Raw genomic sequence first — 20684 nt, forward strand, 5'->3', positions numbered from 1 at the left:
TTAACCCTTAAGCCGTTTTCCCGCCCCCAAGGCCGGACTATGAAAAGGCGACGGCGTGATTTGCGCCGGGGCCTTTTTCGGCACTGAAGCTTCGAGGGGGCGATCTTGGATCTACGACACGCGGGCCGCCTGCTTCCGGCGCTCATCCTCACCCTGCTCGTCGCGGCCTGCGCCACGCCCAAGGCTGTCACGCCGCCCGGCCCGCATCCTGTTCCACCGCGGCCGACCCCGACCCAGCCGCCGCCCGCGCCGACCGAGCCCGAAAGCTTCGCCGAGCTTCCCGGTTGGGCCGGCGACGACCACGCCGCCGGCTTCGAGGCCTTCCGCACCACCTGCGGCGTGACGCGCGATCCGGCCATGGGCGAAGTCTGCCGACGGGCCCGGGCGATCGGGCCGCTCGACGGTCCGCGCGCCAGGGAGTTCTTCGAAGCGAACTTCCGCCCCGAACGGATCGTCGGCGAAGGCGTCCTGACCGCCTACTTCTCGCCGGTCTACGAGGCGCGTGAACGGCCCGACGCCGAGTTCTCCGCGCCGGTGCGGCCCAAGCCCAGCGACCTGGTCGGCAACGGGGTCGGCGGCAAGGAGGCGCTGCAGCTTTCTCCGAACGGCGCCTCTGTCGCCTACCCGCCGCGCGCCGACATCGAGGCCTTGCCGCCGCCGATGGCCCTGGCCTGGATGCGGCCCGAGGACCTGTTCTTCCTGCAGATCCAGGGATCAGGCGTGCTGACCTATCCGAACGGCCGGCGTATGAAGGCGGTGTTCGCCGCCACCAACGGCAGGAATTTCATGGGCATCGCCAATCCGATGCGCGACCGCGGCCTGCTGCCGGCCAACAACACGTCCGGTGAGGCGATCCGCGAATGGCTGGCCGACAACCGCGGGCCGCGGGCCGACGAGATCATGCGCATGAACCCCCGCTATGTGTTCTTCACCTTGGCGCCGGACGACGGCCGCCAGCCGGTGGGGGCGGCGGGTGTGCCGCTGCCGCCGGGGCGGGCGATCGCCATCGACAGCAGCCGCAACACGCTGGGAGAATTGTTCTTCGTCGACGGGGTCGCCCCGACCCTGAACGGCGCCTTCCCGACCTATCGCCGCCTGGTCATGGGCCTGGACGTCGGCGGGGCGATCAAGGGCGCGGTCCGCGCCGACCTCTATCTGGGCCTGGGCCCGCAGGCGGGGGCCGAAGCCGGCCGCGTGCGCCACACTCTTCGCATGCATCGCCTCGTGCCGAAGGTCGGCGCCTATAGATGAAACGTCCAATCCGCCCTGACGAGCACAGGCTCTGGGCGATGGTGGCCGCGACCGTCCACCCCCATCCCGGCCGCAAGGTCGAGCCCGGTTCCGCGCCGGCGCCCGCCACCGGTCTGGACGCGATGGTCAAGCCGAAGGGCGGCGGCAGGGTCAAGGATCCGGCCGCGCGCCTGCCGCTGGCCGAGGTCCGCCCCGCCCCGCTGGTCCTGCCCCGCACCGACCCGGAGGGCATCGAGCCGCGCCGCAAGCACCGCATCGCCAAGGAGCGCGATCCGATCGGCGCGCGGATCGACCTGCATGGCATGGACCAGGTGCGGGCCAGGACGGCGCTCGAGGCCTTCGTGCTGCGCGCCTGGGACGACGGCTTCCGCGCGGTGCTCGTGATCACCGGCAAGGGGACCTTGGGCGACGGCGTGCTGCGCCGCCGCGCGCCGGAGTGGCTGGGCGACATGGCCCTGCGCGGCGTGGTCGCCGGCATCTCCGAGGCGCACCGCCGGCATGGGGGCGAAGGGGCGCTATATGTGGCGCTGAAGCGCAAACCGCGCGGCTGAGCCGCGTCAAATTCCCGTTGGCGCCTGGAAAAAGCGGCGCCGAACCCCGACATAGCGCGTAAGTAGATAAGGAAACGCCGTTTTGACTTCCCGACTTCCGAAGGTTTTCGCCGTCATGGGCCTGTCGCTCGCGATGGGCCTGTCGCTCGCTTCCGAAGCCGACGCCCGCCGCGGCGGCAGCTTCGGAAGCCGTGGAGCGCGGACCTATCACGCGCCGCCGCCCACCAAGACCGCCCCGACCCAGGCCGCGCCGGTGCAGCGCTCAATGACCGAGCGCCAGCCGGGCGCGACGGCCGCGACGCCGGCCCGGCCCAACGCCGCCAACCCGATGAACGCTCCGCGCAAGCCGGGCTTCTTCGGCAACCCGCTGGTGCGCGGCCTGATGCTGGGCGGCGTGCTAGGCCTGCTGCTCGGCCACGGCTTCGGCGCTGGCATGGCCGGGATGCTCGGCGGCCTGCTGCAAGTGGCGCTGATCGCCCTGGTGGCGATGCTGGCCTTCCGGTTTTTCGCCTCGCGCCGCCGCCCGGCCGAGGCGGCGACCAGCAACGCCAGCTTCCGCTCGCCGTTCGACGTGCAGCAGCCGGCCAGCCCGCAGGCTTACGGTTACGCCCAGCCCGACCTGAGCCCGGATCTTGGCCAGGACTTCGCCGTCACCGGCGCCGACCGCGAGGCCTTCGAGCGTCTGCTGCGCGAAGTGCAGGAAGCGTTTGGGCGCGAGGACTACGGTGCGATCCGCGAACGCGCCACGCCTGAGATCATGAGCTATCTCGCTGAGGAACTGGGCCAGAACGCCACCAAGGGTGTCCGTAACCAGGTCTCCGACGTCAAGATGCTGGAAGGCGACGTGGCCGAGGCCTGGCGCGAAGGCGCGCTGGAATACGCCACCGCGGCCCTGCGTTATTCGAGCATCGACGTGATGGTCGACCGTCAGACCGGCAAGGTCGTCGAGGGCGACCTCAACCGTCCGACCGAGACCACTGAGCTCTGGACCTTCGTGCGCAGCCCGGGCGAGGGCTGGAAGCTCTCGGCGATCCAGGAGGCCTAAGGCCGTCACGGCTGGAGGCGGTCGGGAGCGCTTGCGCGGCCCGACCGTTATAGGCGGCTGGAGGATCTGCCCATGGCCAAGCCTATCGTCGTCACCATTCCCCACGAGCTGGGCAAGGCGGAGGCGCGTCAGCGCATTGAGGATGGCGTCACGCGGATGACCCACCAGTTCGGCGAAGGGGTGAAGCTGACCAAGGCCTGGACTGGCGATCAGCTGTCGTTCTCGGCCAAGGTCGTTGGCCAGGCGGTGGCCGGCAAGCTCGACGTTCTGGAGGACGCCGTGCGCATGGAGGTCGAGCTGCCGCCGTTCTTCGCGATGATCGCCGACAAGGTGAAGGGCCGTTTGAAGAAGGAAGGCCAGCTTATGCTGGAGAAGAAATAGTCCCCATCAGGCGCGGGGACTTGCGAACCTGCTCGACCACCCAGACCGTGTAGAAGGCCAACAGGACTTCGCCGACCATGTCGTCCAGACCGCCGGTGGCGACCGGATCGTCGGGTAGCATCGGGGCCTGGAAGAAGGCGATCATCAGGTTGGTCGCCACGTGCGCGCCGATGGCGAACTCCAATCCTCCCAGCCGCAGCGCCGCCCAGGCGAACGCGGCGCCGGCCAAGGCCCGGGAGGCCAGGGCGGCGGGGTCGAACTCCAGATGCGCCAGGGCGAACACCGCCGCATTGATCCCGATCAGCACCCAGGTGTTGCGGGTGAAGGCGGCGGTCTGCTGAAGCAGGTAGCCGCGGAACACCGCCTCCTCGGCCGTCGCGGCGATCATCAGGCCGATCAGCACCGTGACCGCGTAGGCGAGCTTGGTGGCGAAGTCGGCGCCGGGGTCGAAGATCGGCAGCTCGAAGCGGCCGTTCAGGGTCACGGCGTCGGCGACCATCAGCACGGCGACCCCGACGGCGGTGATCGCCGCGCCCGACAGCATCAGGTTCCAGCGGAAGTGCGGGGCGGCGGTGAACCAGGTGGTAAGCGGCCGGGCGAAGACGTAGCGGGCGGCCAGCATCACGGCGAGGGCCATGGAGCCCAGGGCCGCGCCCAGCTGCAGCACGAAAGCCGCCGATTGCAGCAGCCTCGGCCCGCCGGTGCTCTCGAACATCGCGCCGTCGGTGACCGTGCCCAGCACGATCACGAACACCAGGGTTAGGACCAGGACCGCGACCGGCATGATTGCGACCATGGCGGCGATCCGCGGCCAGCGACGGTCGCGCTCGGTGACGGCCTGGAGGAAGGGGAAATTCGCGGTGGTCACGGGTGCGACTATGCGCGTGGCCGCGACGGAGCGCCATGGCCGGTTGCAGCCGATGGGCGACCCATTGTGCGTGTTTTCAGTAAATATTCGCCTTAAACGCGATTACCAGCTTGACCGCTGCGTCACATGGGGCCGTTGTTGCGCCCATGCTAGGGCTCGGTGACCTCAATTTGCGGGAACGGCTCGCGCCGAATGTGCCCACCTGGGTGACCGAGTGGGTATGCGCCAGCGTCTGCGGCGCCCTCGCCGGCCTGCTGCGGCTGCTGGTCGATCTGCTGGTCGCGCACGCCCCGCCCTACCTTTTTCTCTATCCGTTCGCCCTGCTCGCCACCCTGCTGGCCGGATGGCGCTCGGGGGTGATCTGCCTGGCGATCATCGTGCTCGGCATCTGGTACATGGTGCTCAATCCGGCCCGGCTCGGACCCTTGAGCGCCAGCGACGGCGCGGCCCTGGTGCTCAATGGGCTGAGCGGGCTGGCGGTGATCACCGTGGCCCAGGCCTTCCGCACCGCCTACCGCACCGCCGAGGCAGAACGCGCCGCCAAGCTGGAGACCCGCGAGCTCTTGCTCAAGGAACTGAACCACCGGGTGAAGAACAATTTCCAGATGGTCGAGAGCCTGCTCGGCATGCAGCGGCGGCGCGCGCCCGATGTCCGCTCGCAGCAGGCCCTGGACGACGCCCTGCGGCGGGTTCACTCGATGGGCCAGGCGCACTCCTATCTCTACACCCCTGACGACACCGGTGAGACGATCGATCTGGCGGGGTATCTGAGCGACCTGTGCGAAAACCTGTCGGACAGCCTGCTGCTGACCGGTCAGGTGCGGCTCGACAGCTGGCTCGTTCCCTGCGCCGTAACCCGCGACCGGGCGGTGGCCGTCGGCCTGGTGGTCAACGAACTGGTCACCAACGCCGCCAAGTACGCCTTTCCCGACGGGCGGGCCGGCCGCATCCAGGTGTCGCTGCGTGACGTCGAGGACGGCTGCGAACTGACCGTCGCCGACGACGGCGTCGGCATGCCGGCCGAGCCGGTGCGCGAGGGCCTCGGCCGCAAACTGGTCGAGAGCTTTTCACGCCAGTCCGGGGCCATTCTGACCCGCGGCGCGGGACCAGGCGTGCGCTACACCCTGGTGTTGCCGCACTAGTCTCCTAAATTCCCTGGCCATGAGCTCGCCGCCGCCGCGCCAGACCCTCGATCCCAACCTGCAGATCGCCTGTCACCGGCACGACAGCGCCTATGTGTCGGTGGTGTTGAGCGGCTCGTACGAGGAAGCCGGCGAGCATGGCCGGCGGCTGCTGGCGCCGGGCGATGTGGCGGTGCACGGCCTGTTCTCCTGTCATCGCAACAGCGTCTCGACGCAGGGCGCGATCGTCCTCAACCTTCCGACCCGGGCGGTGGCTGGCGCGTTCGGCCAGATCGCCGACATCGACGCGGTCGCGCGGCTGGCCGAGACCGACACCCTGGCCGCCGCCACCCAGGTCCGCCGGCAGATGACCTTGCTGGACGCCCAGACCCTGGATTGGCCCGACGAATTGGCCGCGGCCCTGGGCGCCGATCCGCAGATCTCGCTTGGCGATTGGGCCCAGGCTCGCGGACTTGCGTCTGAGACCGTCTCGCGCGGGTTTCGCCGCGCCTTCGGCGTTTCGCCAAAGCGGTTCCGCTTCGAGGTGAAGATGCGCAACGCGCTCGGCGGCGCGATCGGCGCCCAGGCGCCCCTCGCCCAGGTCGCGCTGGACGCTGGGTTCGCCGATCAGGCGCAGATGAACCGGGCGCTGAGCTCGGTCACCGGGATCTCGCCAGGCGAGTGGCGGCGTAGGTCAAGTGGAGACAATACGGGGGTCTGAAGTCCAGGCACCTTTGGGGCATGATCGACCGTCGCACCCTGTTCGCCGCCGCCGCTCTGCTGGCGGCACCCCTCCCCGCCCTCCCCGCTCCGATCCGCACGCAATGGAAGGTCGGCCCTAGCGAGGGGCTGGACGCGATCGCCTTCCTTGGGCCGTTGTCCGGGAAGGAGTTCTATGCGCGCCACTACGAGGCCGAGTTGGCGACGTTCAGGCCGCGGCTGAATCCCGAGGCGCTCGAAGCTTTGGCCAGCCTGCACGCCGAGTCCGACGCGGCCGGCAGCCTGCTGTGGCCGTCGATCTCGGTGATATTCTCAGGCGGCCCGACCGACAGCCTGGCGGCCGTGATCGACAGCCTGACCCGGGTCGAGGCCACGCTGAAGCCGGCCTATCAGGCCAGCGCCTACTGGGACGAGGCCGACTGGAACCGCTTCATCGCCGGACGCGAGCGGCTGCTGACGGTGCTCGTCGCCCTGCGCGAGGCGGGTTTCGCGGAGTTCCGGCGCGGGCTGATCGACGGAACCCTAACCAAGCGCCAGGTCGAGCTGGCCCAGCTGTTGCCCAAGCTCGACATCATCGCCGAGCAGGAGCGACTGCTGGGGCGCAAACTGGACCCGCTGATCCAGATCGACCTGCTGTGGTTCTGCAAGCCGCACGGGGTAAAGGTGCAGGGACAGCGGTTCCTGACCTTCGTCGGCGCCCGTGACCAGATCGTGGTGCTGACCGCCGCGCACGAGATCCTGCATCCGCCGTTCGACATGGCCGGCCCTACGGCAAGGGCCTGCCTCGACGTGCTGGGCAAGGATCCGCTGTTCACCAGGATCCTGGCCGAGAAGGACAGGGGCACCGGCTACAACAGCCTCGAGGGCATCCTCAACGAGGACACGGCCCAGGCCCTCGACCAGATCATCCAGGAGCGACTGGGATACGCCAACAAGCCGGCCGCCGAGCGCTGGAGCACGGGCGACCAGGGCATGCACGTGCTGGCGGCCGGCCTCTACGGCCTGCTGAAGGCCGACGGCTACGATCGGACCGGCGGCAATCTCTCAGATTGGATGTTAGCGGCGGCCAACAGCGGCAAGCTCGCGCCCGAGGTGCTGCATCCGGCGGCGGCCAAGGTCCTGGGCAAGTCGGCGAACGCCCTCTGGACGACGCCGGCGAAGGCGTGAGGTTCGTCAGTTGCCCCCCCGCGTGGGAGCTGTCAGCCGAATGGCTGACTGAGGGGGTTTGCTGAGTCAGCAGGCCCCCACCGTCTCGCCGCAAGCGGCGAGCCACCTCCCCCAGAGCGGGAGGATCTAGGAGGGCCGGCTGGCCTTTTCAGCCAGGCCCGAGGTCCCCTCGCGGGCCTCGAGCTTGGCGGCGACCTCGTCGAGGCTGACACCCGCGCGGGCCAGCAGCACCAGCCAGTGATAGATCAGATCGGCGCTTTCGGCGGCCAGACCGTCCTGGTCGCCCTGGGCGGCCGCGATCACCGCCTCGACGGCTTCCTCGCCGAACTTCTTGGCGGCGCGCTCGACGCCTTCGCTGAGCAGCTTGGCGGTGTAGGAGCTGGCCGGATCGGCGCCCTTGCGGGCCTCGATGGTCGCGGCGAGCCGCTCCAGGGTCTCGGAGAAGCGGCTCATGCGGCCTCCGTGATGCGGACCGGGATGCGGGCGGCGGCCATGGCTTGCTTGACCTCGGAGACCGAGACCTCGCCGAAGTGGAAGATCGAGGCGGCGAGCACCGCGTCGGCCCCGCCCTTCACGACCGCGTCGACCATGTGCTGGGCGGCGCCGGCCCCGCCGGAGGCGATCACCGGCACGTTGACGGCGTCGGTCACGGCCTTGAGAAGATCGAGGTCGTAGCCGATCTTTGCTCCGTCGCGGTCCATCGAAGTCAGCAGGATCTCCCCTGCCCCTCGCTTCACGGCGTTGACGGCGTATTCGACCACGTCGAGACCGGTGTCGTTGCGGCCGCCATAGGTGAACACCCGCCAGCCGTCGTTGCGGCCCGCGCCGCCCGAGACGGTCGGCCCATGCTTGGCGTCGATGGCGACGACAACAGCTTGTGAGCCGAAGGCGTCGGCGCAGCCGCTGATGAGGTCAGGATTTTCGACCGCCGCGGTGTTGACGGAAATCTTGTCGGCCCCGGCCAGCAGCAGCCGGCGGGCGTCTTCGACCTGACGGATGCCGCCGCCGACGCTGAGCGGCATGAAGCAGACATCGGCGGTGCGGGCGATGACATCGAGGATCGCGCCACGGCGTTCGTGGCTGGCGGTGATGTCCAGGAACATCAGCTCGTCGGCGCCGGCGGCGTCATAAGCGGTGGCCTGTTCGACCGGATCGCCGGCGTCGCGCAGCGAGACGAAGTTCACGCCCTTCACCACGCGGCCGTCCTTGACGTCCAGGCACGGAATGACGCGGACGTTCAACATCTAGGCGGCGACCTTCAGGGCTTCTTCCGGGGAGATCGCGCCGTTGTAGAGCGCGCGGCCGAGCACGGCGCCGGCGATCGGCACGCCCTTGCGGGCTTTGATCTTGATGATGTCGTCGATGCTGGCCAGGCCGCCGGCGGCGATCACCGGGATCGCTACCGCGTCGGCGATGGCCCCGAACGCCTCGACATTGAAGCCCATGACGGTGCCGTCGCGGTCGATGTCGGTGATGATCAAGGCGCTGACCCCGACGTCCTCGAAGCGCTTGGCCACGGTGACGGCGTCGAGGTCGGAGCTTTCGGTCCAGCCCTGGGTTGCGACCTTGCCGCCGCGAACGTCGACCGAGACGGCGATCTGTTCGGGCCACAGACGCGCGGCTTCGCGGACGATCTGCGGCTCGGTCACCGCGACGGTGCCCAGAATGACCCGGCTGACGCCAGCCTCGATCCAGCGCTCGATGTCCTTCAGGCTGCGGATGCCGCCGCCGAGCTGGACGGGGATCGAGACCGCTTCGAGGATCGCCTCGACCGCCTTCTCATTGACCGCCTTGCCCTGAACGGCGCCGTTCAGGTCGACCACGTGGACCCAGTGGAAGCCGGCTTCGACGAAGCTGGCGGCCTGGGCCGCGGGCGAGGTGTTGAACACCGTGGCGGTGTTGAGGTCGCCGTGCAGGACACGGACGCACTGGCCGTCTTTCAGATCGATGGCCGGATAGAGGATCACGGTCGCCACTCCAGGAAACGCGCCAGCAGTGCAATGCCGGCGCTTTGCGACTTTTCAGGATGGAATTGTACGCCAGCCACGTTGCCTCTGGCGACTGCGGCGGGGAAACGGCCGCCATGATCGACATAGGCCGCCACGTCGGCTTCGTCCGTCGGGTAGAATGCGAACGAGTGCGTGAAGTACATGGGAGACTGGCCGACCCCGGCGATCGGCTCTGGGCCGTGCGGGTCGATCAGGGTGTTCCAGCCCATGTGCGGGATCTTGGCGTGCGGGTCGCTCGGCTCGACGCGGCGCACGTCGCCAGGGATCCAGCCAAGGCCGGCGGTCTCGCCGAACTCCAGGCCGCGGCTGGCCAGCAGCTGCATGCCGACGCAGACCCCCATGAACGGGCGACCCTTGGCCTGGACGGCCTCGGTCATGGCTTCGATCAGGCCGGGACGCTCAGTCAGCGCGCTCATGCAGGCGGCGAAGGCGCCGACGCCGGGCAGCACGACGCGATCGGCGCTGGCCACCGTTTCAGGATCGCTGGTGACAATCACTTTGCTCGTTCCCGCGGCGGCGCGGACGAGGGCCTTTTCGGCCGAGCGAAGGTTGCCCGACCCGTAGTCGATCAGGGCGACGCTCTGCATGGGAATACTTCCTACAGGACGCCCTTGGTCGACGGGGCGTGACCATGGGTCTTGGGATCGAGTTCGACAGCCGCGCGCAGGGCGAGCCCCAGGGCCTTGAAACCGCTTTCGGCGATGTGGTGGCTATTGTCGCCGTAGAGGGTCTCGAGGTGGATGCAGGCGCCGGAGTGCATGGCGAACGCCTGGTGGAACTCCTTGAAGAGCTCGGTGTCGAACTCACCGATCTTCTGGGTCTTGAAGGCGACCTTCCAGATCAGGTAGGGCCGGTTGCAGAGGTCGAGGGCGCAGCGGGTCAAGGTCTCGTCCATCGGGACATAGGCGTGACCGAAGCGCCGGATGCCCTTGAAGCCTTCCAGCGCCTGCTTGATCGCCTGGCCGACGGCGATGCCGGTGTCTTCCACGGTGTGGTGGAAGTCGATGTGCAGGTCGCCCTTGGTCCGGACATGGAGGTCGACGCCGGCGAAGCGGGCGAAGCTGTCGAGCATGTGGTCGAAGAAGCCGATGCCGGTCTCGACATCAGCCACGCCGGAGCCGTCCAGATCCACGCGAACCGTGATCTGGGTCTCCTTGGTGTTGCGGACCACTTCCGCCGTGCGGGCCATCCGTCAGAGTCCTTTCGACGCCGCCAGGACCTTCAGGCTGACCTGAGGGCGCGGGCCATAGTGCGAGATCACTTCCGCCGCCGCCAGCGAGCCGAGTTGACCGCAGACATTGAGCGGCCGACCCGTGGCGAGGCCGTACATGAATCCGGCTGCGTATTGGTCGCCAGCGCCGGTCGTGTCCACGACTTTCTCGACGGGATAGGCTGAAACGGTAAAGGTTTCGCCACCGGCCGCGATGACCGAGCCGGCCGCGCTGCGGGTGACGGCGAGGATCTTCACCTTTGAGCGCAGCGCGTCGATTGCGGCGTCGAAGTTGGCGGTCTGGAACAGCGAGGTGATCTCGGTCTCGTTGGCGAACACCAGGTCGACCTGGGTTTCCAGGAAGCCGAGCAGCGCCTCGCGATGGCGTTCGACCACGAAGCCGTCGGAGAGGGTGATGGCGATCATGCGGCCGGCCGCATGGGCCAGGCCCGCGGCCTTGGCGAAGGCGCGGCGGGCGGCCTCGGCGTCGAACAGGTAGCCTTCCAGGTAGACGATCTTGGCCGCTTCGATGACCGCGGGATCGATGTCTTCGGAAGCGAACTCGGTAGAGGCCCCGAGGAAGGTGGACATGGTCCGCTCGCCGTCGGGCGTGACGTTGATCATCGACACCGCGGTGGCCTTGCCGCCTAGCAGCGGCGGGGTGTCGAAATGGGCGCCGATTGCGCGCATGTCGTGGGTGAAGACCTTGCCCAGCTGGTCGTCGGCGACCTTGCCGAGGAACGCGCCGCGACCGCCGAACGAGGCCAGCCCCGCGACTGAGTTCGCCGCCGAACCGCCCGAGGCCTCGACGCCCGGAGCCATCGCCGCATAGAGCGCGGCGCTGCGGGTCTCGTCGACCAGCATCATGGCGCCCTTGTCCATCGCCTGGGCGACGAGGAACTCGTCGCTCGCCGGGGCGATCACATCGACGATGGCGTTGCCGATTGCGGCGACGTCGTAGAGCTCGGTCATGCGGGGACTTTCGCGGAGGACAGGGCCAGCCTCCTACAGGGAAAGGCCTGACGGGGCAACGCGCCGCCGCTCCCAGCAACCGCCTTTGCGCCTAGGTGTTCTTGCTAGGCACCTTGGAGGATCGATATGGGAATTCTGAAGCACGAGAAGCCGAAGACCGCCGATCGCCCGATCGCCGCCGGATCCGGCGCCGCAGCCGCTGACGCCGCTGTCGAGGGGCGACCGCAGATGGCCGACCATCGGCCCGAAGCGCCGCACGCGCGGCCCGCCGCCCCCTTGGGCGACAACGAAAAGCACGACCAATTGGCCGAAAAGGCCAAGACCGCCGAGGATCGGCAGGAAGCACTGTTGGATGAAGGCCTGGAAGAGAGCTTCCCCAGCAGCGATCCGGTCAGCGTCAAGCGGATCACTTGACCTAGTAGGGGACCTCATCCCAGTTGGGCTCGGCCGCCGCCGGCAGGTCGACTTCCGTGGCCATGGCGTTTCGACGCACCGCGCCAAAAGCGTCGCCGAGGGGGGCCGGCGGCTCCGGTTCCTCGACATAGAGCGGCGGAGGCAGGGCCGGGAACCACGCAAATTCCTGATCCGGCAGGCCGCGGTGCGCGGCCGACATGAAGTCGCGCCAGATGTGGGCCGGAATCTGGCCCCCAGTCACCCGCGCCATCGGCCGGCCGTTGTCGTTGCCGACCCAGACGGCGCAGAGCCAGTCCGGCGTGAAGCCGACGAACCAGGCGTCGCGGTGGTTCTGGCTGGTGCCAGTCTTGCCGGCGGCGAGGCGGCCGAAGGCGGCCTCCTTGCCGGTGCCGGCCAGGATGACGCCGCGCATCATCTGCACCATCTGGGCGGCCTGATAGGTTGGATAGACCGGGACCGACGCGCTTGGCGGTCGGAAGTAAAGCACCTTGCCGCGAGCGTCGGTGATCTTGGCGACCAGATAGGGCCGGGTCTTCGCGCCGCCCGACTGCAGAACCTGATAGGCGCCGGCCAGCTCCAGCGGCGTGACCTCGTAGGCGCCGAGGGCCATCGAGCCGCCGGGATGCTGCGGCAGCCCGGTGACGCCAAATTTGCGGGCGAGGGCGGCGACTTCATCCAGACCAGCCTCCCGCGCCAGCCGTACGGCGACGGTGTTGATAGAGAGGTGCAGGGCCCGCTGCACGGAGACCAGACCGTGATAGCCGCCGCCGTAGTTGAGCGGCCGCCAGCTGCCGATCCGCACGGGCGCGTCATCGCGCCAGTCCATCGGTCGCACGCCGCTGTCGAGCGCGGCCGCCCAGACGATCGGCTTGAAGGCCGAGCCGGGCTGACGCCGAGCCTGGGTCGCGCGGTTGAACGGGCTGGCGTCGTGGCTGACCCCGCCGATCATGGCGCGGATGGCGCCGTCCGGGGCCAGGGCGACCAGGGCCGCCTGACGCGCGCCGCGGGCGCGGCCTTCGCGGGCGATCGCGCGGCGGACGATGGAGCCGGCGATGGCCTGGGACGCCGGATCGACGGTCAGCTGGACAACCAGGTCCGGAGTCGAGTTTCCAACCCGCAGGGCAGCTTCCGCGACAGCGGCGTCATAAGCCCAGGCCATGTCGCCCTCGGCCGGCGAAGCGAGCCGGGTGAGCGACGGGGGCGGGCCGGCCGCGGCCTTGGCGGCGAGTGTCGGATCGACCCAGGCCATATCGCCCAGCCGGCGCAGCACGATCTGGCCGCGCGCCCAGGCGGCGGCAGGGTCGTTGGACGGAGAGAGCCTGGTTGGCGCGCGGGGCAGGGCGGCCAGCACCGCGGCTTCCGAGAGGGTCAGATCGCGCGGCGACTTGCCGAAATAGGTCTCGGCGGCGGCGGCTATGCCGTAGGCGCGCTCTCCGAAGTAGATGCGGTTCAGATAAAGCTCGAGCAGCTCGTCCTTGGTCAGGATCCGTTCGAGCCGTGCGGCCAGCAGGATCTCCTGCACCTTGCGGCGCAGCGTCTGGTCGGGGGCGAGGAACAGGTTGCGGGCCAATTGCTGGCTGATGGTCGAGCCGCCCTGGACGATGTGGCCGGCCCGCAGATTGACGCCGGCCGCGCGCAGCACCCCACGGGCGTCCATCGCCCCGTGCTGGTAGAAGCGGCGGTCCTCGATGGCCAGGAAGGCCAGGGGCACGTGGGCGGGAAGTTCGGCCAGACGGGCCGGCGGGCCGTGGCGCGGGCCGCGGCGACCGATCACCTGCCCGTCCGGTCCGACGAAGGTCATGCCCGGCGGCCGTCCGATCGACCACAGCGCCTCCTTGCTGGGGATCGGCGGCAGATCGCGTAGGAACACGCGGTCGACGGCCAGCCGGCCGCCGAGCACGAGGGTCGCCATCAGCAGGGCCGAGCAGAGGGCTGCGGGCCAGTTGATCCCGACCACGACGCGCCACGCGCTTTGGGCGCTGCGGGTGACGAAGCTGGTGGGCGGGGAGGGCAGGGTCGCGATCCGGTCGGGCCACGACGGAGCGCGGCAGGTTCCAAAGCCAGATCATTGCAAGCAGCGCGCCAGGAGTCCCGGCGCGGGCCGGCTGCGGGGGCGCCGGCCCGTGCTCTAGACGGCGCCCAGGACGATCAACCCCACCGGGCAGAAGATGATCGCGACGGCGACGACCAGCACGACGTCGCTGAGGCGAAGATGGCGCGAGGCGTGGGCCGGTCGGGTGCTCGATTGAGCGTAGGTGTAGGTCATGGGGGGCTCCTACCGCGGTGAACCTCCACAAAATCGGCCTTTCAAGCGTCGCCGACAAACGAGCTTAAGGCCCATCAAGTGACTTCAGATCAACTGGGTTCGCGCAGCCCGTCGGCCAGGGCCTGTTGCAGCAGCCAGGTGCGGAAACGGCGGATGTTCGGCTGCTCGGCCTTTTCCGGCAGCGACAGGATCCAGTGGCTGAACGGGCTGGGCATCGACATCGCGAACGGCTGCACCAGCCGGCCGCTAGCCAGATCGTCGATCACCATGGCCCGGTGCGCGAAGGCGATGCCGCGACCGGACAGGGCGGCCTCCACCGCTAGGTAGGTGTTCGAGAACCGCGGTCCCGGATTGGGATCGACCTTGTCGGCGCCCGCCGCCGCCAGCCAGGCGGCCCAGTCCGGCTCATCAGGAAGCATCAGCACGTCGTGCAGCAGGGTGACGCCGGCCAGATCGTTGGGATGGTTGAACGGGCCGTATCTCTGGATGAAGCCCGGGCTGCAGACCGGCGACATCACGGTTTTGAACAGCAGGGTCGCGTCGAGGCCGGGATAGGGGCCGCGCCCCAGTCGGATCGCCACGTCGATATTGTCTCGCGCCAGATCGGCCGGCAGGTCGGAGGCCGCGACCATGATCTGTACGTCCGGATAGCGGCGCTGGAAGTCGTGCAGCCGCGGCACCAGCCAGCGGGCGGCCAGCGAGTGCAGCACCGTCACCACCAGCGGCGCATCGCGCTTGGAGCGCACGGCGTCCACCGCCGACTGCAGGGTCGAGAGGCCCTGGCGCACGCCGACCGCCAATTGCTCGCCGGCCTCGGTCAGGCGCACGGCGCGATTGAAGCGATCGAAGAGCCGCACCTCGAGCTCGGCCTCCAATCCCTTGATGTGGCGCGAGACGGCTCCGGGGGTGATGGCCAGCTCGTCGGCCGCGCTCAGGAAGCTGCCGTGCCGCGCGCAGGCCTCGAAAACGCGCAGCGCATTGAGCGGCAGCCGCGCGTTCATGCGGCCAGGAACATCGCCTTGGAGGGGCAGAGATCCGCCACCGGGCACTCCTCGCATTTCGGCCGCCGCGCCACGCATGTGTAGCGGCCATGCAGGATCAGCCAGTGGTGCGCACGGGTCAGATATGGCTCGGGCACGATGGCCATCAGGTCCGCCTCGACCTGGTCGGGGGTCTTGCCGGAGGACAACTTCAGCCTATGGGCGACGCGGAAGACGTGGGTGTCGACCGCGATGGCAGGCTCCACGCGCAGCTCGTTCAGCACCACGCTGGCGGTCTTGCGTCCCACGCCCGGCAGGCCCTGCAGCGCCTCGCGGTTCAGCGGCACCTCGCCGCCGTGCTGCTCCATGATCATCTTCGCCGCCGCGATCACGTTCTTGGCCTTGGTCCGGAAGAGACCGATCGAGGAAATGTAGGGGATCAGCCCGTCCTCCCCGAGCTCCAGCATCGCCTGCGGCGTGTCGGCGACCGCAAACAGCTTGGCGGTGGCCTTGTTCACCCCGACGTCGGTCGCCTGGGCCGAGAGGGCGACGGCGACGACCAGGGTGTAGGGGCTGTCGTAGTTGAGCTCGGTGCGCGGGTCGTCGCTTAGGGACAGGAAGCGGTGGAACAGCTCCTCGATCCGCGCCTTCTCGGCGGGGCTGAGGCGCTTGGTCTTGTTCGGAACGGACTTGGCCATATCGCCGCGACCATCGCCCGCGTCGCGCCGCGCGCCAAGAGCTGCGGACTGTGCACGGCCGATTTCCGCACTAGACTGCGATTTGCATGGATGGCCTCGTCTACATGGACGCTGTGATCACCCCGAACCGCTCGCTGTCGCAGCGGGGCTTCGTGGTGTTGATCAGCATCGTCACCTTCTTCAACTGCGCGGCTGCGGCGGTCTTCCTGTCGATGGGAGCGACGCTCGTCCCGCTGTTCCTGGGCCTCGACGTGGCCGCAGTGATCGCCGCCTTCCTGGCCAGCTACGCCGCGGCCAAGCGGATCGAACGGGTGCGGGTCACCTCGCGGGAAGTGCGGGTAGTGCGCGAGACGCCGGGCTCCAGCGAGGTGGTCTGGGAGAGCCCGACCGCTTTCACCCGCGTGGCTCTGGAGATTGACGAGGACGAGGTGGTGCACGCCGTGCGCCTGGCCATGTCCGGTCGCCACGCCTCGGTGGCCGCCGCGCTCAGCCCGGTCGAACGGGCCGACTTCGCCCGCGCCCTGGAACGCGCGATCTACGACGCCCGCCGCGGCTAGGAAGCCCTAGCGGCTCGCCCGCATCTCCATGCCCTTGACGATGATCAGCTTGGCCAGGTTCGCGCCGGGCACCACGAAGTTCAGCGTCTCGGCCCCCACGTCGAGCAGGAAGCGTGGCTCCAGCACCTTGCCCAGGTGCTGTTCGAAGGTGGCCCCGCCGACCTTGACCTCGCCGGTGACGGCGTCGAACTCGACCACCGCCTCCTTGTCGGCGCGCCGGTAGCGGAAGGCGTGGATCGGCCGGTAGTAGAGGTCGACCGCCTCAACCCGCACGGTTTCCTCCAGCACCCGGTCGGCGTCGATCTTGCCGATCGCTCCGGCCAGCACGTCACGCACCACGATCGAGGACTTGGCCTCCGGCGGCACTACCACCATGCCCTCGGCGGTCGCCTTGGCCAGGGCGTCGGCGTCCATCTCCACGGCGTCGTGCTGCAGATAGGCGGCCAAGCCGGGGGTCGGCTGTTTGCTCAGGCCATCGACGAAGCTTTCTCGGCGAGCTTCCTCGCGGCAGGATTCCAGGCCCTCCAGGACGAATTCGCCGTCCGGAGTCGGGAGCGCCTTTCCGTCCAAGGTCACCTCCCGCACCTCGGGCGGCACCTTCACGGCGTAGGAACGCCGGCGCTCATAGGCGGTGATGGTGGAGACCGCGATCCGCCAGAACGGCTGCAGTCGCCGCTCGCGATAGATGACCGCGAACTCGTCGTCCTTGGGCTGGTTGAACAGGCCCGACATCCGCGCCAGGGTCCCGAAGGCCTCGATGCGTTTTGACCAGGCGCGACCCTCTGCGTGCTCCAGGCTGAAGCGGTCGGCCATCCGGAAGATCCGCTCTTCGGCGAGTTCGACCTGCATGCGCGCGCTCCCTTGCGGCGATGCAATCGATTTGAGAGCCGAATGCGACGCGGTGGCAAGGGTTGTTTGGCGGCCGCCGTGGCGGCCCGCGCAAGCCTCAGAGGATGAAGCGGCTCAGATCGGTGTTCTGGACCAGGCCGCCGACCCGCTCCTTCACATAGGCTGCGTCGATGTTGACGGTCTCGCCGCCGCGGTCGGAGGCGGTGTAGCTGACTTCCTCCAGCACCTTCTCCAGCACGGTCTGCAGCCGCCGCGCGCCGATGTTCTCGACGCTGCCGTTCACGGTCACCGCCGCGTCGGCCAGGGCGTCGACAGCGTCCTCGCTGAAGTTCAGCGTCACGCCCTCAGTGGCCAGCAGCGCCTGGTGCTGGCGGATCAAGTTGGCCTCCGGCTCGGTGAGGATCCGGCGGAAGTCGTCCCGGCTCAGGGCCTTCAGCTCGACACGGATCGGCAGGCGGCCCTGCAGTTCGGGCAGCAGGTCCGAGGGCTTGGCGACGTGGAAGGCGCCCGAGGCGATGAACAGGATGTGGTCGGTCTTCACCGGCCCGTACTTGGTCGAGACGGTGGTGCCCTCGATCAGCGGCAGCAGGTCGCGCTGCACGCCTTCGCGGCTGACGTCGGCCCCGGCGCGCTCGCGGTTGGACGCGACCTTGTCGATCTCGTCCAGGAACACGATGCCGTTGTTCTCGGCCAGCTCCAGGGCTTCCTGGGTCAGGGCTTCCTGGTCCAGCAGCTTGTCGCTCTCCTCGGCGATCAGTGGCGCCCAGGCGCCCGAGACTGTGGTCTTGTGGGTCTTGGTGCGGCCGCCGAAGGCCTTGCCCATCATCTCGGAGAGATTGAGCATGCCCATCTGGGCGCCGGGCTGGCCCGGAATGTCGAAGACCGGCATGCCGCCGCCGGTGTCGGCCAGGCTCAGCTCGACCTCCTTATCGTCGAGCTCGCCACCCCGCAGCTTCTTGCGAAAGGCGTCGCGGGCGGCGGTGGAGCCGGGGCCGGTGAGGGCGTCGAGCAAGCGCTCTTCCGCCGCCGCCTCGGCGCGGGCCCGCACGGCGGCGCGGCGCTTGTCGCGGACCATAGCCATGGCGCTTTCCACCAGGTCGCGGACGATCTGATCCACGTCGCGGCCGACATAGCCGACCTCAGTGAACTTGGTGGCCTCGACCTTCAGGAACGGAGCCTGGGCCAGGCGCGCCAGGCGGCGGGCGATCTCGGTCTTGCCGACCCCGGTCGGGCCGATCATCAGAATATTCTTAGGCGTGACCTCGTCGCGCAGCTCGGCCGGCACCCGTCGGCGGCGCCAGCGGTTGCGCAGCGCGACGGCCACCGCTTTCTTGGCGTCCGGGTGGCCGACGATATAGCGATCGAGCTCGGAGACGATCTCGCGGGGGGAAAACTCAGTCATGCCCCGCTAGATAGTCACGACCTGGTCTTCGGGACAGGCAGAATCTGATCGAAGACAAGCCGCCAGCCTTCCGCCCGGCTCTGCCAGATGCGGACATAGTGGCCGCGCTGGGTAACGCCATCGCGGGTCCAGCGCGCCTCGCCATAGGTCCAGGCCAGATCACCGGCGCCCGAAGCGGCGCCACCGAGCGGCGAGAAGGCGATGGACGGGGCGCGGGTGGCCAGTTCCTTGTCGATAGTTTCAGGCGTGGTCGCCGGAACGGCCGCCGAGCCGGTGACGCGGGCATCGGCGCCGAGCACCGACAAGTAGGCGCGCTGAGCGTTGGTGGAGGCGCCAGCGGCCAGCCTGGCCTCGGCGGCTCGCACCTTTCTCATCGCCTGGTCGCGGCTGGCCTTGGGTCCGGTGGAAGCGGGCAGATAGACCGGCGCAGAATCTTGCGGCGGGGCGTCGCCATGGGCGCTTGCCGCGCCGCCGTCATAGACCCACTTCCAGCTGCCGTCCGGTTGCTGGACCCAGACGGTGAAGTACCAGCCGTTCGCCTTGCCGTCGAAGGTCGACGGACCGGTGGTGAAGCCGAGATCGCCCGAGCGGGCGATGCCCGCCCAGAGCGGCCACCAGACGAGCGGCGGGTGCGGTTTGTCGGGCCGCGCGCCGTAGGTCGCCTGCGCGTTCACCGGTTCTGGCCCGAAGACGATGGCGTCCTTGGTGGAATGTTTGAGGAAGGACTGCCTGATCCCCAGCGCCAGACCGTCGGCCGCAAAAGTCCGTTCCGCGGCGACAACCGCGGAGGGATCAGTTTCGGCAAAGGCGGGTGTGGCGGAGAGGAGAGCGGCAGCCAGAAGGCTAGAGGCTCTCAACCGTTAGTTCTCCGTTGGTGTAGACGCAGATCTTGGCGGCGATCGCCATGGCCTTGCGGGCCAGTTCCTCTGCGGAAAGTTCGGTGTCGGCCAGGGCGAGAGCCGCGGCCAGGGCGTAGTTGCCGCCGGATCCGATGGCCGCGACGCCGGTTTCCGGCTCCAGAACGTCGCCGACTCCGGTGACGGTGAAGATGGAATCCTTGTCGGCGACCAGCAGCATGGCCTCCAGGCGACGTAGATAGCGGTCAGTGCGCCAGTCCTTGGCCAGGTCGACGCAGGCCCGGGCCAACTGGTCGGGATACTGTTCCAGCTTGGCCTCGAGGCGCTCGATCAGGGTGAAGGCGTCAGCCGTCGCCCCCGCGAAACCGGCCAGAACCTTGCCGCCCGCGAGGGTGCGCACCTTGCGGGCGTTACCCTTGACCACCGTCTGGCCCATCGAAACCTGGCCGTCCCCGGCGATCACGGTCTTGCCGCCCTTGCGTACCGCGAGGATGGTGGTGCCGTGCCAATCCGGAAAGTTCGAGCTTGTCGTCATGGGTTCCGATGTGGCCAGGGGGACGGGCGAGGTCAAGCATGGTGCGATCAGGCATGACGACGATGCGCCCAGAACGGACGATCGAACGATGAGCTTCACAGACGACGAAGTCGAGCGCTACGCCCGCCACCTAGTCCTGCGGGAAGTGGGCGGCCAGGGCCAGCAGAGGTTGCGGGCGGCCAGCGTGCTGATCGTCGGCGCGGGCGGGCTGGGCGCGCCGGCGGCGCTCTACCTGGCGGCTGCCGGGGTAGGGCGGATCGTGCTGGCGGACGCGGACGTAGTCGATACGTCGAACCTGCAGCGGCAAGTGATCTATCGCGACGCCGATGTCGGCCGCCGCAAGGTCGAGGCCGCCGCCGACCACCTGCGCGCCCTGAACCCGCACGTCCATGTCGACTGTGCGCCGGTGCACGTGGAGCCGTGCAATGTCGGGCCGTTGGTGGCCGGCGTGGACATGGTGCTGGACGGCACGGACGACTTCGCCACCCGCTTCGCCGTCAACGCCGCCTGCGTGAAGCACGAGCGGACCCTGGTCTCCGGCGCCATCGGCCGCTGGACCGGCCAGGTCGGAGTGTTTCGCGGCCGGCCCTGCTATCGCTGCCTCGTGCCCGAGACACCACCCGACGCCGAGACCTGCGTCGCAGTCGGCGTGGTCGGCGCCCTCGCCGGCGTGATCGGCTCGATGATGGCCCTGGAGGCGATCAAGCTGATCGCTGGCGCCGGAGATCCCCTGGCCGGCCGGCTGCTGATCTACGACGGCCTGGCTGGCGAGAGCCGAACGGTGCGCATCGGGGCCGACCCGGAGTGCGAGGTCTGTGGAGGCGGCTAAGC

25 protein-coding genes are annotated in these 20684 nt (G+C 69.0%); 10 read left to right on the plus strand and 15 right to left on the minus strand.

The features are described 5' to 3' along the window. Positions 1 to 105: 105 nt before the first annotated feature. From AC1DQJ_RS16160 to AC1DQJ_RS16175, 4 genes are all read left to right on the plus strand, one after another. The gene (locus tag AC1DQJ_RS16160; RefSeq protein WP_477605098.1) at positions 106 to 1251 is read left to right on the plus strand and encodes an MltA domain-containing protein; all 1146 of its coding nucleotides are present in this window, start codon (positions 106 to 108) and stop codon (positions 1249 to 1251) included. Continuing rightward, a complete protein-coding gene (locus AC1DQJ_RS16165) occupies positions 1248 to 1802 on the plus strand; it encodes a Smr/MutS family protein (RefSeq protein WP_477605099.1) in 555 nt (184 codons plus the stop codon). The genes AC1DQJ_RS16160 and AC1DQJ_RS16165 overlap by 4 nt, the downstream gene beginning before the upstream one ends. A 115-nt stretch (positions 1803 to 1917) precedes the next feature. Continuing rightward, on the plus strand, positions 1918 to 2847 hold the full coding sequence (locus AC1DQJ_RS16170; protein WP_477605100.1) for a Tim44 domain-containing protein: 930 nt from the start codon (positions 1918 to 1920) through the stop codon (positions 2845 to 2847). 72 nt (positions 2848 to 2919) lie between these two features. Beyond that, complete coding sequence (locus AC1DQJ_RS16175) at positions 2920 to 3228, plus strand: polyhydroxyalkanoic acid system family protein (RefSeq protein WP_477605102.1); 309 nt, start codon at positions 2920 to 2922, stop codon at positions 3226 to 3228. Here the strand turns inward: AC1DQJ_RS16175 and AC1DQJ_RS16180 are convergent. Beyond that, positions 3209 to 4096 (minus strand): CPBP family intramembrane glutamic endopeptidase, encoded by an 888-nt coding sequence (locus AC1DQJ_RS16180; protein WP_477605104.1) that lies wholly within the window; start codon positions 4094 to 4096, stop codon positions 3209 to 3211. The genes AC1DQJ_RS16175 and AC1DQJ_RS16180 overlap by 20 nt on opposite strands. 194 nt (positions 4097 to 4290) lie before the next feature. Between AC1DQJ_RS16180 and AC1DQJ_RS16185 the strand changes: the two genes are divergently transcribed. The 3 genes from AC1DQJ_RS16185 to AC1DQJ_RS16195 are packed head-to-tail and all read left to right on the plus strand — an operon-like array spanning position 4291 to position 7104. Further along, the gene (locus AC1DQJ_RS16185; RefSeq protein WP_477605106.1) at positions 4291 to 5238 is read left to right on the plus strand and encodes a sensor histidine kinase; all 948 of its coding nucleotides are present in this window, start codon (positions 4291 to 4293) and stop codon (positions 5236 to 5238) included. Positions 5239 to 5257: 19 nt separating this feature from the next. Beyond that, positions 5258 to 5938, plus strand: coding sequence for a helix-turn-helix domain-containing protein (locus AC1DQJ_RS16190; RefSeq protein WP_477605108.1), 681 nt, complete (start codon positions 5258 to 5260; stop codon positions 5936 to 5938). Between the two features lie 20 nt (positions 5939 to 5958). After that, positions 5959 to 7104 carry a hypothetical protein gene (locus AC1DQJ_RS16195; RefSeq protein ID WP_477605110.1) on the plus strand — a complete coding sequence of 382 codons (1146 nt, stop codon included), beginning with the start codon at positions 5959 to 5961 and terminating at the stop codon, positions 7102 to 7104. A gap of 126 nt (positions 7105 to 7230) precedes the next feature. Here AC1DQJ_RS16195 and AC1DQJ_RS16200 read toward each other — a convergent pair whose 3' ends face one another. From AC1DQJ_RS16200 to AC1DQJ_RS16225, 6 genes are read right to left on the minus strand one after another with little or no spacing between them, the layout of a single operon-like run. Next, positions 7231 to 7557, minus strand: a complete 327-nt coding sequence (locus AC1DQJ_RS16200; protein ID WP_477605112.1) for a phosphoribosyl-ATP diphosphatase — start codon at positions 7555 to 7557, stop codon at positions 7231 to 7233. After that, positions 7554 to 8348: an imidazole glycerol phosphate synthase subunit HisF gene (hisF, locus tag AC1DQJ_RS16205; RefSeq protein WP_477605114.1), complete on the minus strand. Its 795-nt coding sequence runs from the start codon at positions 8346 to 8348 to the stop codon at positions 7554 to 7556. The genes AC1DQJ_RS16200 and hisF overlap by 4 nt, the downstream gene beginning before the upstream one ends. Continuing rightward, complete coding sequence (gene hisA / locus AC1DQJ_RS16210) at positions 8349 to 9071, minus strand: 1-(5-phosphoribosyl)-5-[(5-phosphoribosylamino)methylideneamino]imidazole-4-carboxamide isomerase (protein ID WP_477605231.1); 723 nt, start codon at positions 9069 to 9071, stop codon at positions 8349 to 8351. Continuing rightward, positions 9068 to 9700, minus strand: coding sequence for an imidazole glycerol phosphate synthase subunit HisH (gene hisH / locus AC1DQJ_RS16215; RefSeq protein ID WP_477605116.1), 633 nt, complete (start codon positions 9698 to 9700; stop codon positions 9068 to 9070). The genes hisA and hisH overlap by 4 nt, the downstream gene beginning before the upstream one ends. A gap of 11 nt (positions 9701 to 9711) precedes the next feature. Then, a complete protein-coding gene (gene hisB, locus AC1DQJ_RS16220) occupies positions 9712 to 10302 on the minus strand; it encodes an imidazoleglycerol-phosphate dehydratase HisB (RefSeq protein ID WP_477605118.1) in 591 nt (196 codons plus the stop codon). A gap of 3 nt (positions 10303 to 10305) precedes the next feature. Next, positions 10306 to 11295 carry an adenosine kinase gene (locus tag AC1DQJ_RS16225; protein WP_477605120.1) on the minus strand — a complete coding sequence of 330 codons (990 nt, stop codon included), beginning with the start codon at positions 11293 to 11295 and terminating at the stop codon, positions 10306 to 10308. Positions 11296 to 11421: 126 nt separating this feature from the next. On the opposite strand from AC1DQJ_RS16225, the gene AC1DQJ_RS16230 reads away from it, so the two are divergent. After that, positions 11422 to 11709, plus strand: coding sequence for a hypothetical protein (locus tag AC1DQJ_RS16230; protein WP_477605122.1), 288 nt, complete (start codon positions 11422 to 11424; stop codon positions 11707 to 11709). 1 nt (position 11710) lies between these two features. Here the strand turns inward: AC1DQJ_RS16230 and AC1DQJ_RS16235 are convergent, their stop codons facing one another. From AC1DQJ_RS16235 to nth, 4 genes are all read right to left on the minus strand, one after another. Then, on the minus strand, positions 11711 to 13666 hold the full coding sequence (locus AC1DQJ_RS16235; RefSeq protein ID WP_477605124.1) for a transglycosylase domain-containing protein: 1956 nt from the start codon (positions 13664 to 13666) through the stop codon (positions 11711 to 11713). 171 nt (positions 13667 to 13837) lie between these two features. Then, a complete protein-coding gene (locus tag AC1DQJ_RS16240; RefSeq protein ID WP_477605126.1) occupies positions 13838 to 13975 on the minus strand; it encodes a hypothetical protein in 138 nt (45 codons plus the stop codon). 89 nt (positions 13976 to 14064) lie between these two features. Continuing rightward, entirely contained in the window at positions 14065 to 14976 is a 912-nt protein-coding gene (gcvA, locus tag AC1DQJ_RS16245; RefSeq protein WP_477605128.1) for a transcriptional regulator GcvA, read from the minus strand. Continuing rightward, positions 14973 to 15653: an endonuclease III gene (nth, locus tag AC1DQJ_RS16250; protein WP_477605130.1), complete on the minus strand. Its 681-nt coding sequence runs from the start codon at positions 15651 to 15653 to the stop codon at positions 14973 to 14975. The genes gcvA and nth overlap by 4 nt, the downstream gene beginning before the upstream one ends. 86 nt (positions 15654 to 15739) lie before the next feature. On the opposite strand from nth, the gene AC1DQJ_RS16255 reads away from it, so the two are divergent. Then, a complete protein-coding gene (locus tag AC1DQJ_RS16255; protein ID WP_477605132.1) occupies positions 15740 to 16210 on the plus strand; it encodes a DUF2244 domain-containing protein in 471 nt (156 codons plus the stop codon). A gap of 6 nt (positions 16211 to 16216) precedes the next feature. On the opposite strand, the gene AC1DQJ_RS16260 is transcribed toward AC1DQJ_RS16255, so the two are convergent. From AC1DQJ_RS16260 to hslV, 4 genes are all read right to left on the minus strand, one after another. Beyond that, positions 16217 to 17059, minus strand: a complete 843-nt coding sequence (locus tag AC1DQJ_RS16260; RefSeq protein ID WP_477605134.1) for a hypothetical protein — start codon at positions 17057 to 17059, stop codon at positions 16217 to 16219. 97 nt (positions 17060 to 17156) lie between these two features. After that, a complete protein-coding gene (hslU, locus tag AC1DQJ_RS16265; protein ID WP_477605136.1) occupies positions 17157 to 18461 on the minus strand; it encodes an ATP-dependent protease ATPase subunit HslU in 1305 nt (434 codons plus the stop codon). Between the two features lie 14 nt (positions 18462 to 18475). Continuing rightward, positions 18476 to 19318: a nuclear transport factor 2 family protein gene (locus AC1DQJ_RS16270; protein WP_477605138.1), complete on the minus strand. Its 843-nt coding sequence runs from the start codon at positions 19316 to 19318 to the stop codon at positions 18476 to 18478. Next, positions 19305 to 19853 carry an ATP-dependent protease subunit HslV gene (hslV, locus tag AC1DQJ_RS16275; protein ID WP_477605140.1) on the minus strand — a complete coding sequence of 183 codons (549 nt, stop codon included), beginning with the start codon at positions 19851 to 19853 and terminating at the stop codon, positions 19305 to 19307. Before hslV ends, AC1DQJ_RS16270 begins: the two co-directional genes overlap by 14 nt. An 88-nt stretch (positions 19854 to 19941) precedes the next feature. On the opposite strand from hslV, the gene AC1DQJ_RS16280 reads away from it, so the two are divergent. Continuing rightward, positions 19942 to 20682, plus strand: a complete 741-nt coding sequence (locus tag AC1DQJ_RS16280) for a HesA/MoeB/ThiF family protein (RefSeq protein WP_477605143.1) — start codon at positions 19942 to 19944, stop codon at positions 20680 to 20682. Positions 20683 to 20684: the final 2 nt, after the last annotated feature.

This window comes from Phenylobacterium sp. P4_E10, assembly GCF_056401675.1.

Bases quoted from the DNA above. Each gene is read 5' to 3' on its own strand.
- AC1DQJ_RS16165 (WP_477605099.1), top strand. From the start codon at position 1,248: ATGAAACGTCCAATCCGCCCTGACGAGCACAGGCTCTGGGCGATGGTG.
- AC1DQJ_RS16170 (WP_477605100.1), top strand. From the start codon at position 1,918: ATGGGCCTGTCGCTCGCGATGGGCCTGTCGCTCGCTTCCGAAGCCGAC.
- AC1DQJ_RS16175 (WP_477605102.1), top strand. From the start codon at position 2,920: ATGGCCAAGCCTATCGTCGTCACCATTCCCCACGAGCTGGGCAAGGCG.
- AC1DQJ_RS16190 (WP_477605108.1), top strand. From the start codon at position 5,258: ATGAGCTCGCCGCCGCCGCGCCAGACCCTCGATCCCAACCTGCAGATC.
- AC1DQJ_RS16195 (WP_477605110.1), top strand. From the start codon at position 5,959: ATGATCGACCGTCGCACCCTGTTCGCCGCCGCCGCTCTGCTGGCGGCA.
- AC1DQJ_RS16200 (WP_477605112.1), bottom strand. From the start codon at position 7,557: ATGAGCCGCTTCTCCGAGACCCTGGAGCGGCTCGCCGCGACCATCGAG.
- hisF (WP_477605114.1), bottom strand. From the start codon at position 8,348: ATGTTGAACGTCCGCGTCATTCCGTGCCTGGACGTCAAGGACGGCCGC.
- hisH (WP_477605116.1), bottom strand. From the start codon at position 9,700: ATGCAGAGCGTCGCCCTGATCGACTACGGGTCGGGCAACCTTCGCTCG.
- hisB (WP_477605118.1), bottom strand. From the start codon at position 10,302: ATGGCCCGCACGGCGGAAGTGGTCCGCAACACCAAGGAGACCCAGATC.
- AC1DQJ_RS16225 (WP_477605120.1), bottom strand. From the start codon at position 11,295: ATGACCGAGCTCTACGACGTCGCCGCAATCGGCAACGCCATCGTCGAT.
- AC1DQJ_RS16230 (WP_477605122.1), top strand. From the start codon at position 11,422: ATGGGAATTCTGAAGCACGAGAAGCCGAAGACCGCCGATCGCCCGATC.
- AC1DQJ_RS16240 (WP_477605126.1), bottom strand. From the start codon at position 13,975: ATGACCTACACCTACGCTCAATCGAGCACCCGACCGGCCCACGCCTCG.
- gcvA (WP_477605128.1), bottom strand. From the start codon at position 14,976: ATGAACGCGCGGCTGCCGCTCAATGCGCTGCGCGTTTTCGAGGCCTGC.
- nth (WP_477605130.1), bottom strand. From the start codon at position 15,653: ATGGCCAAGTCCGTTCCGAACAAGACCAAGCGCCTCAGCCCCGCCGAG.
- AC1DQJ_RS16255 (WP_477605132.1), top strand. From the start codon at position 15,740: ATGGATGGCCTCGTCTACATGGACGCTGTGATCACCCCGAACCGCTCG.
- AC1DQJ_RS16260 (WP_477605134.1), bottom strand. From the start codon at position 17,059: ATGCAGGTCGAACTCGCCGAAGAGCGGATCTTCCGGATGGCCGACCGC.
- hslU (WP_477605136.1), bottom strand. From the start codon at position 18,461: ATGACTGAGTTTTCCCCCCGCGAGATCGTCTCCGAGCTCGATCGCTAT.
- hslV (WP_477605140.1), bottom strand. From the start codon at position 19,853: ATGACGACAAGCTCGAACTTTCCGGATTGGCACGGCACCACCATCCTC.
- AC1DQJ_RS16280 (WP_477605143.1), top strand. From the start codon at position 19,942: ATGAGCTTCACAGACGACGAAGTCGAGCGCTACGCCCGCCACCTAGTC.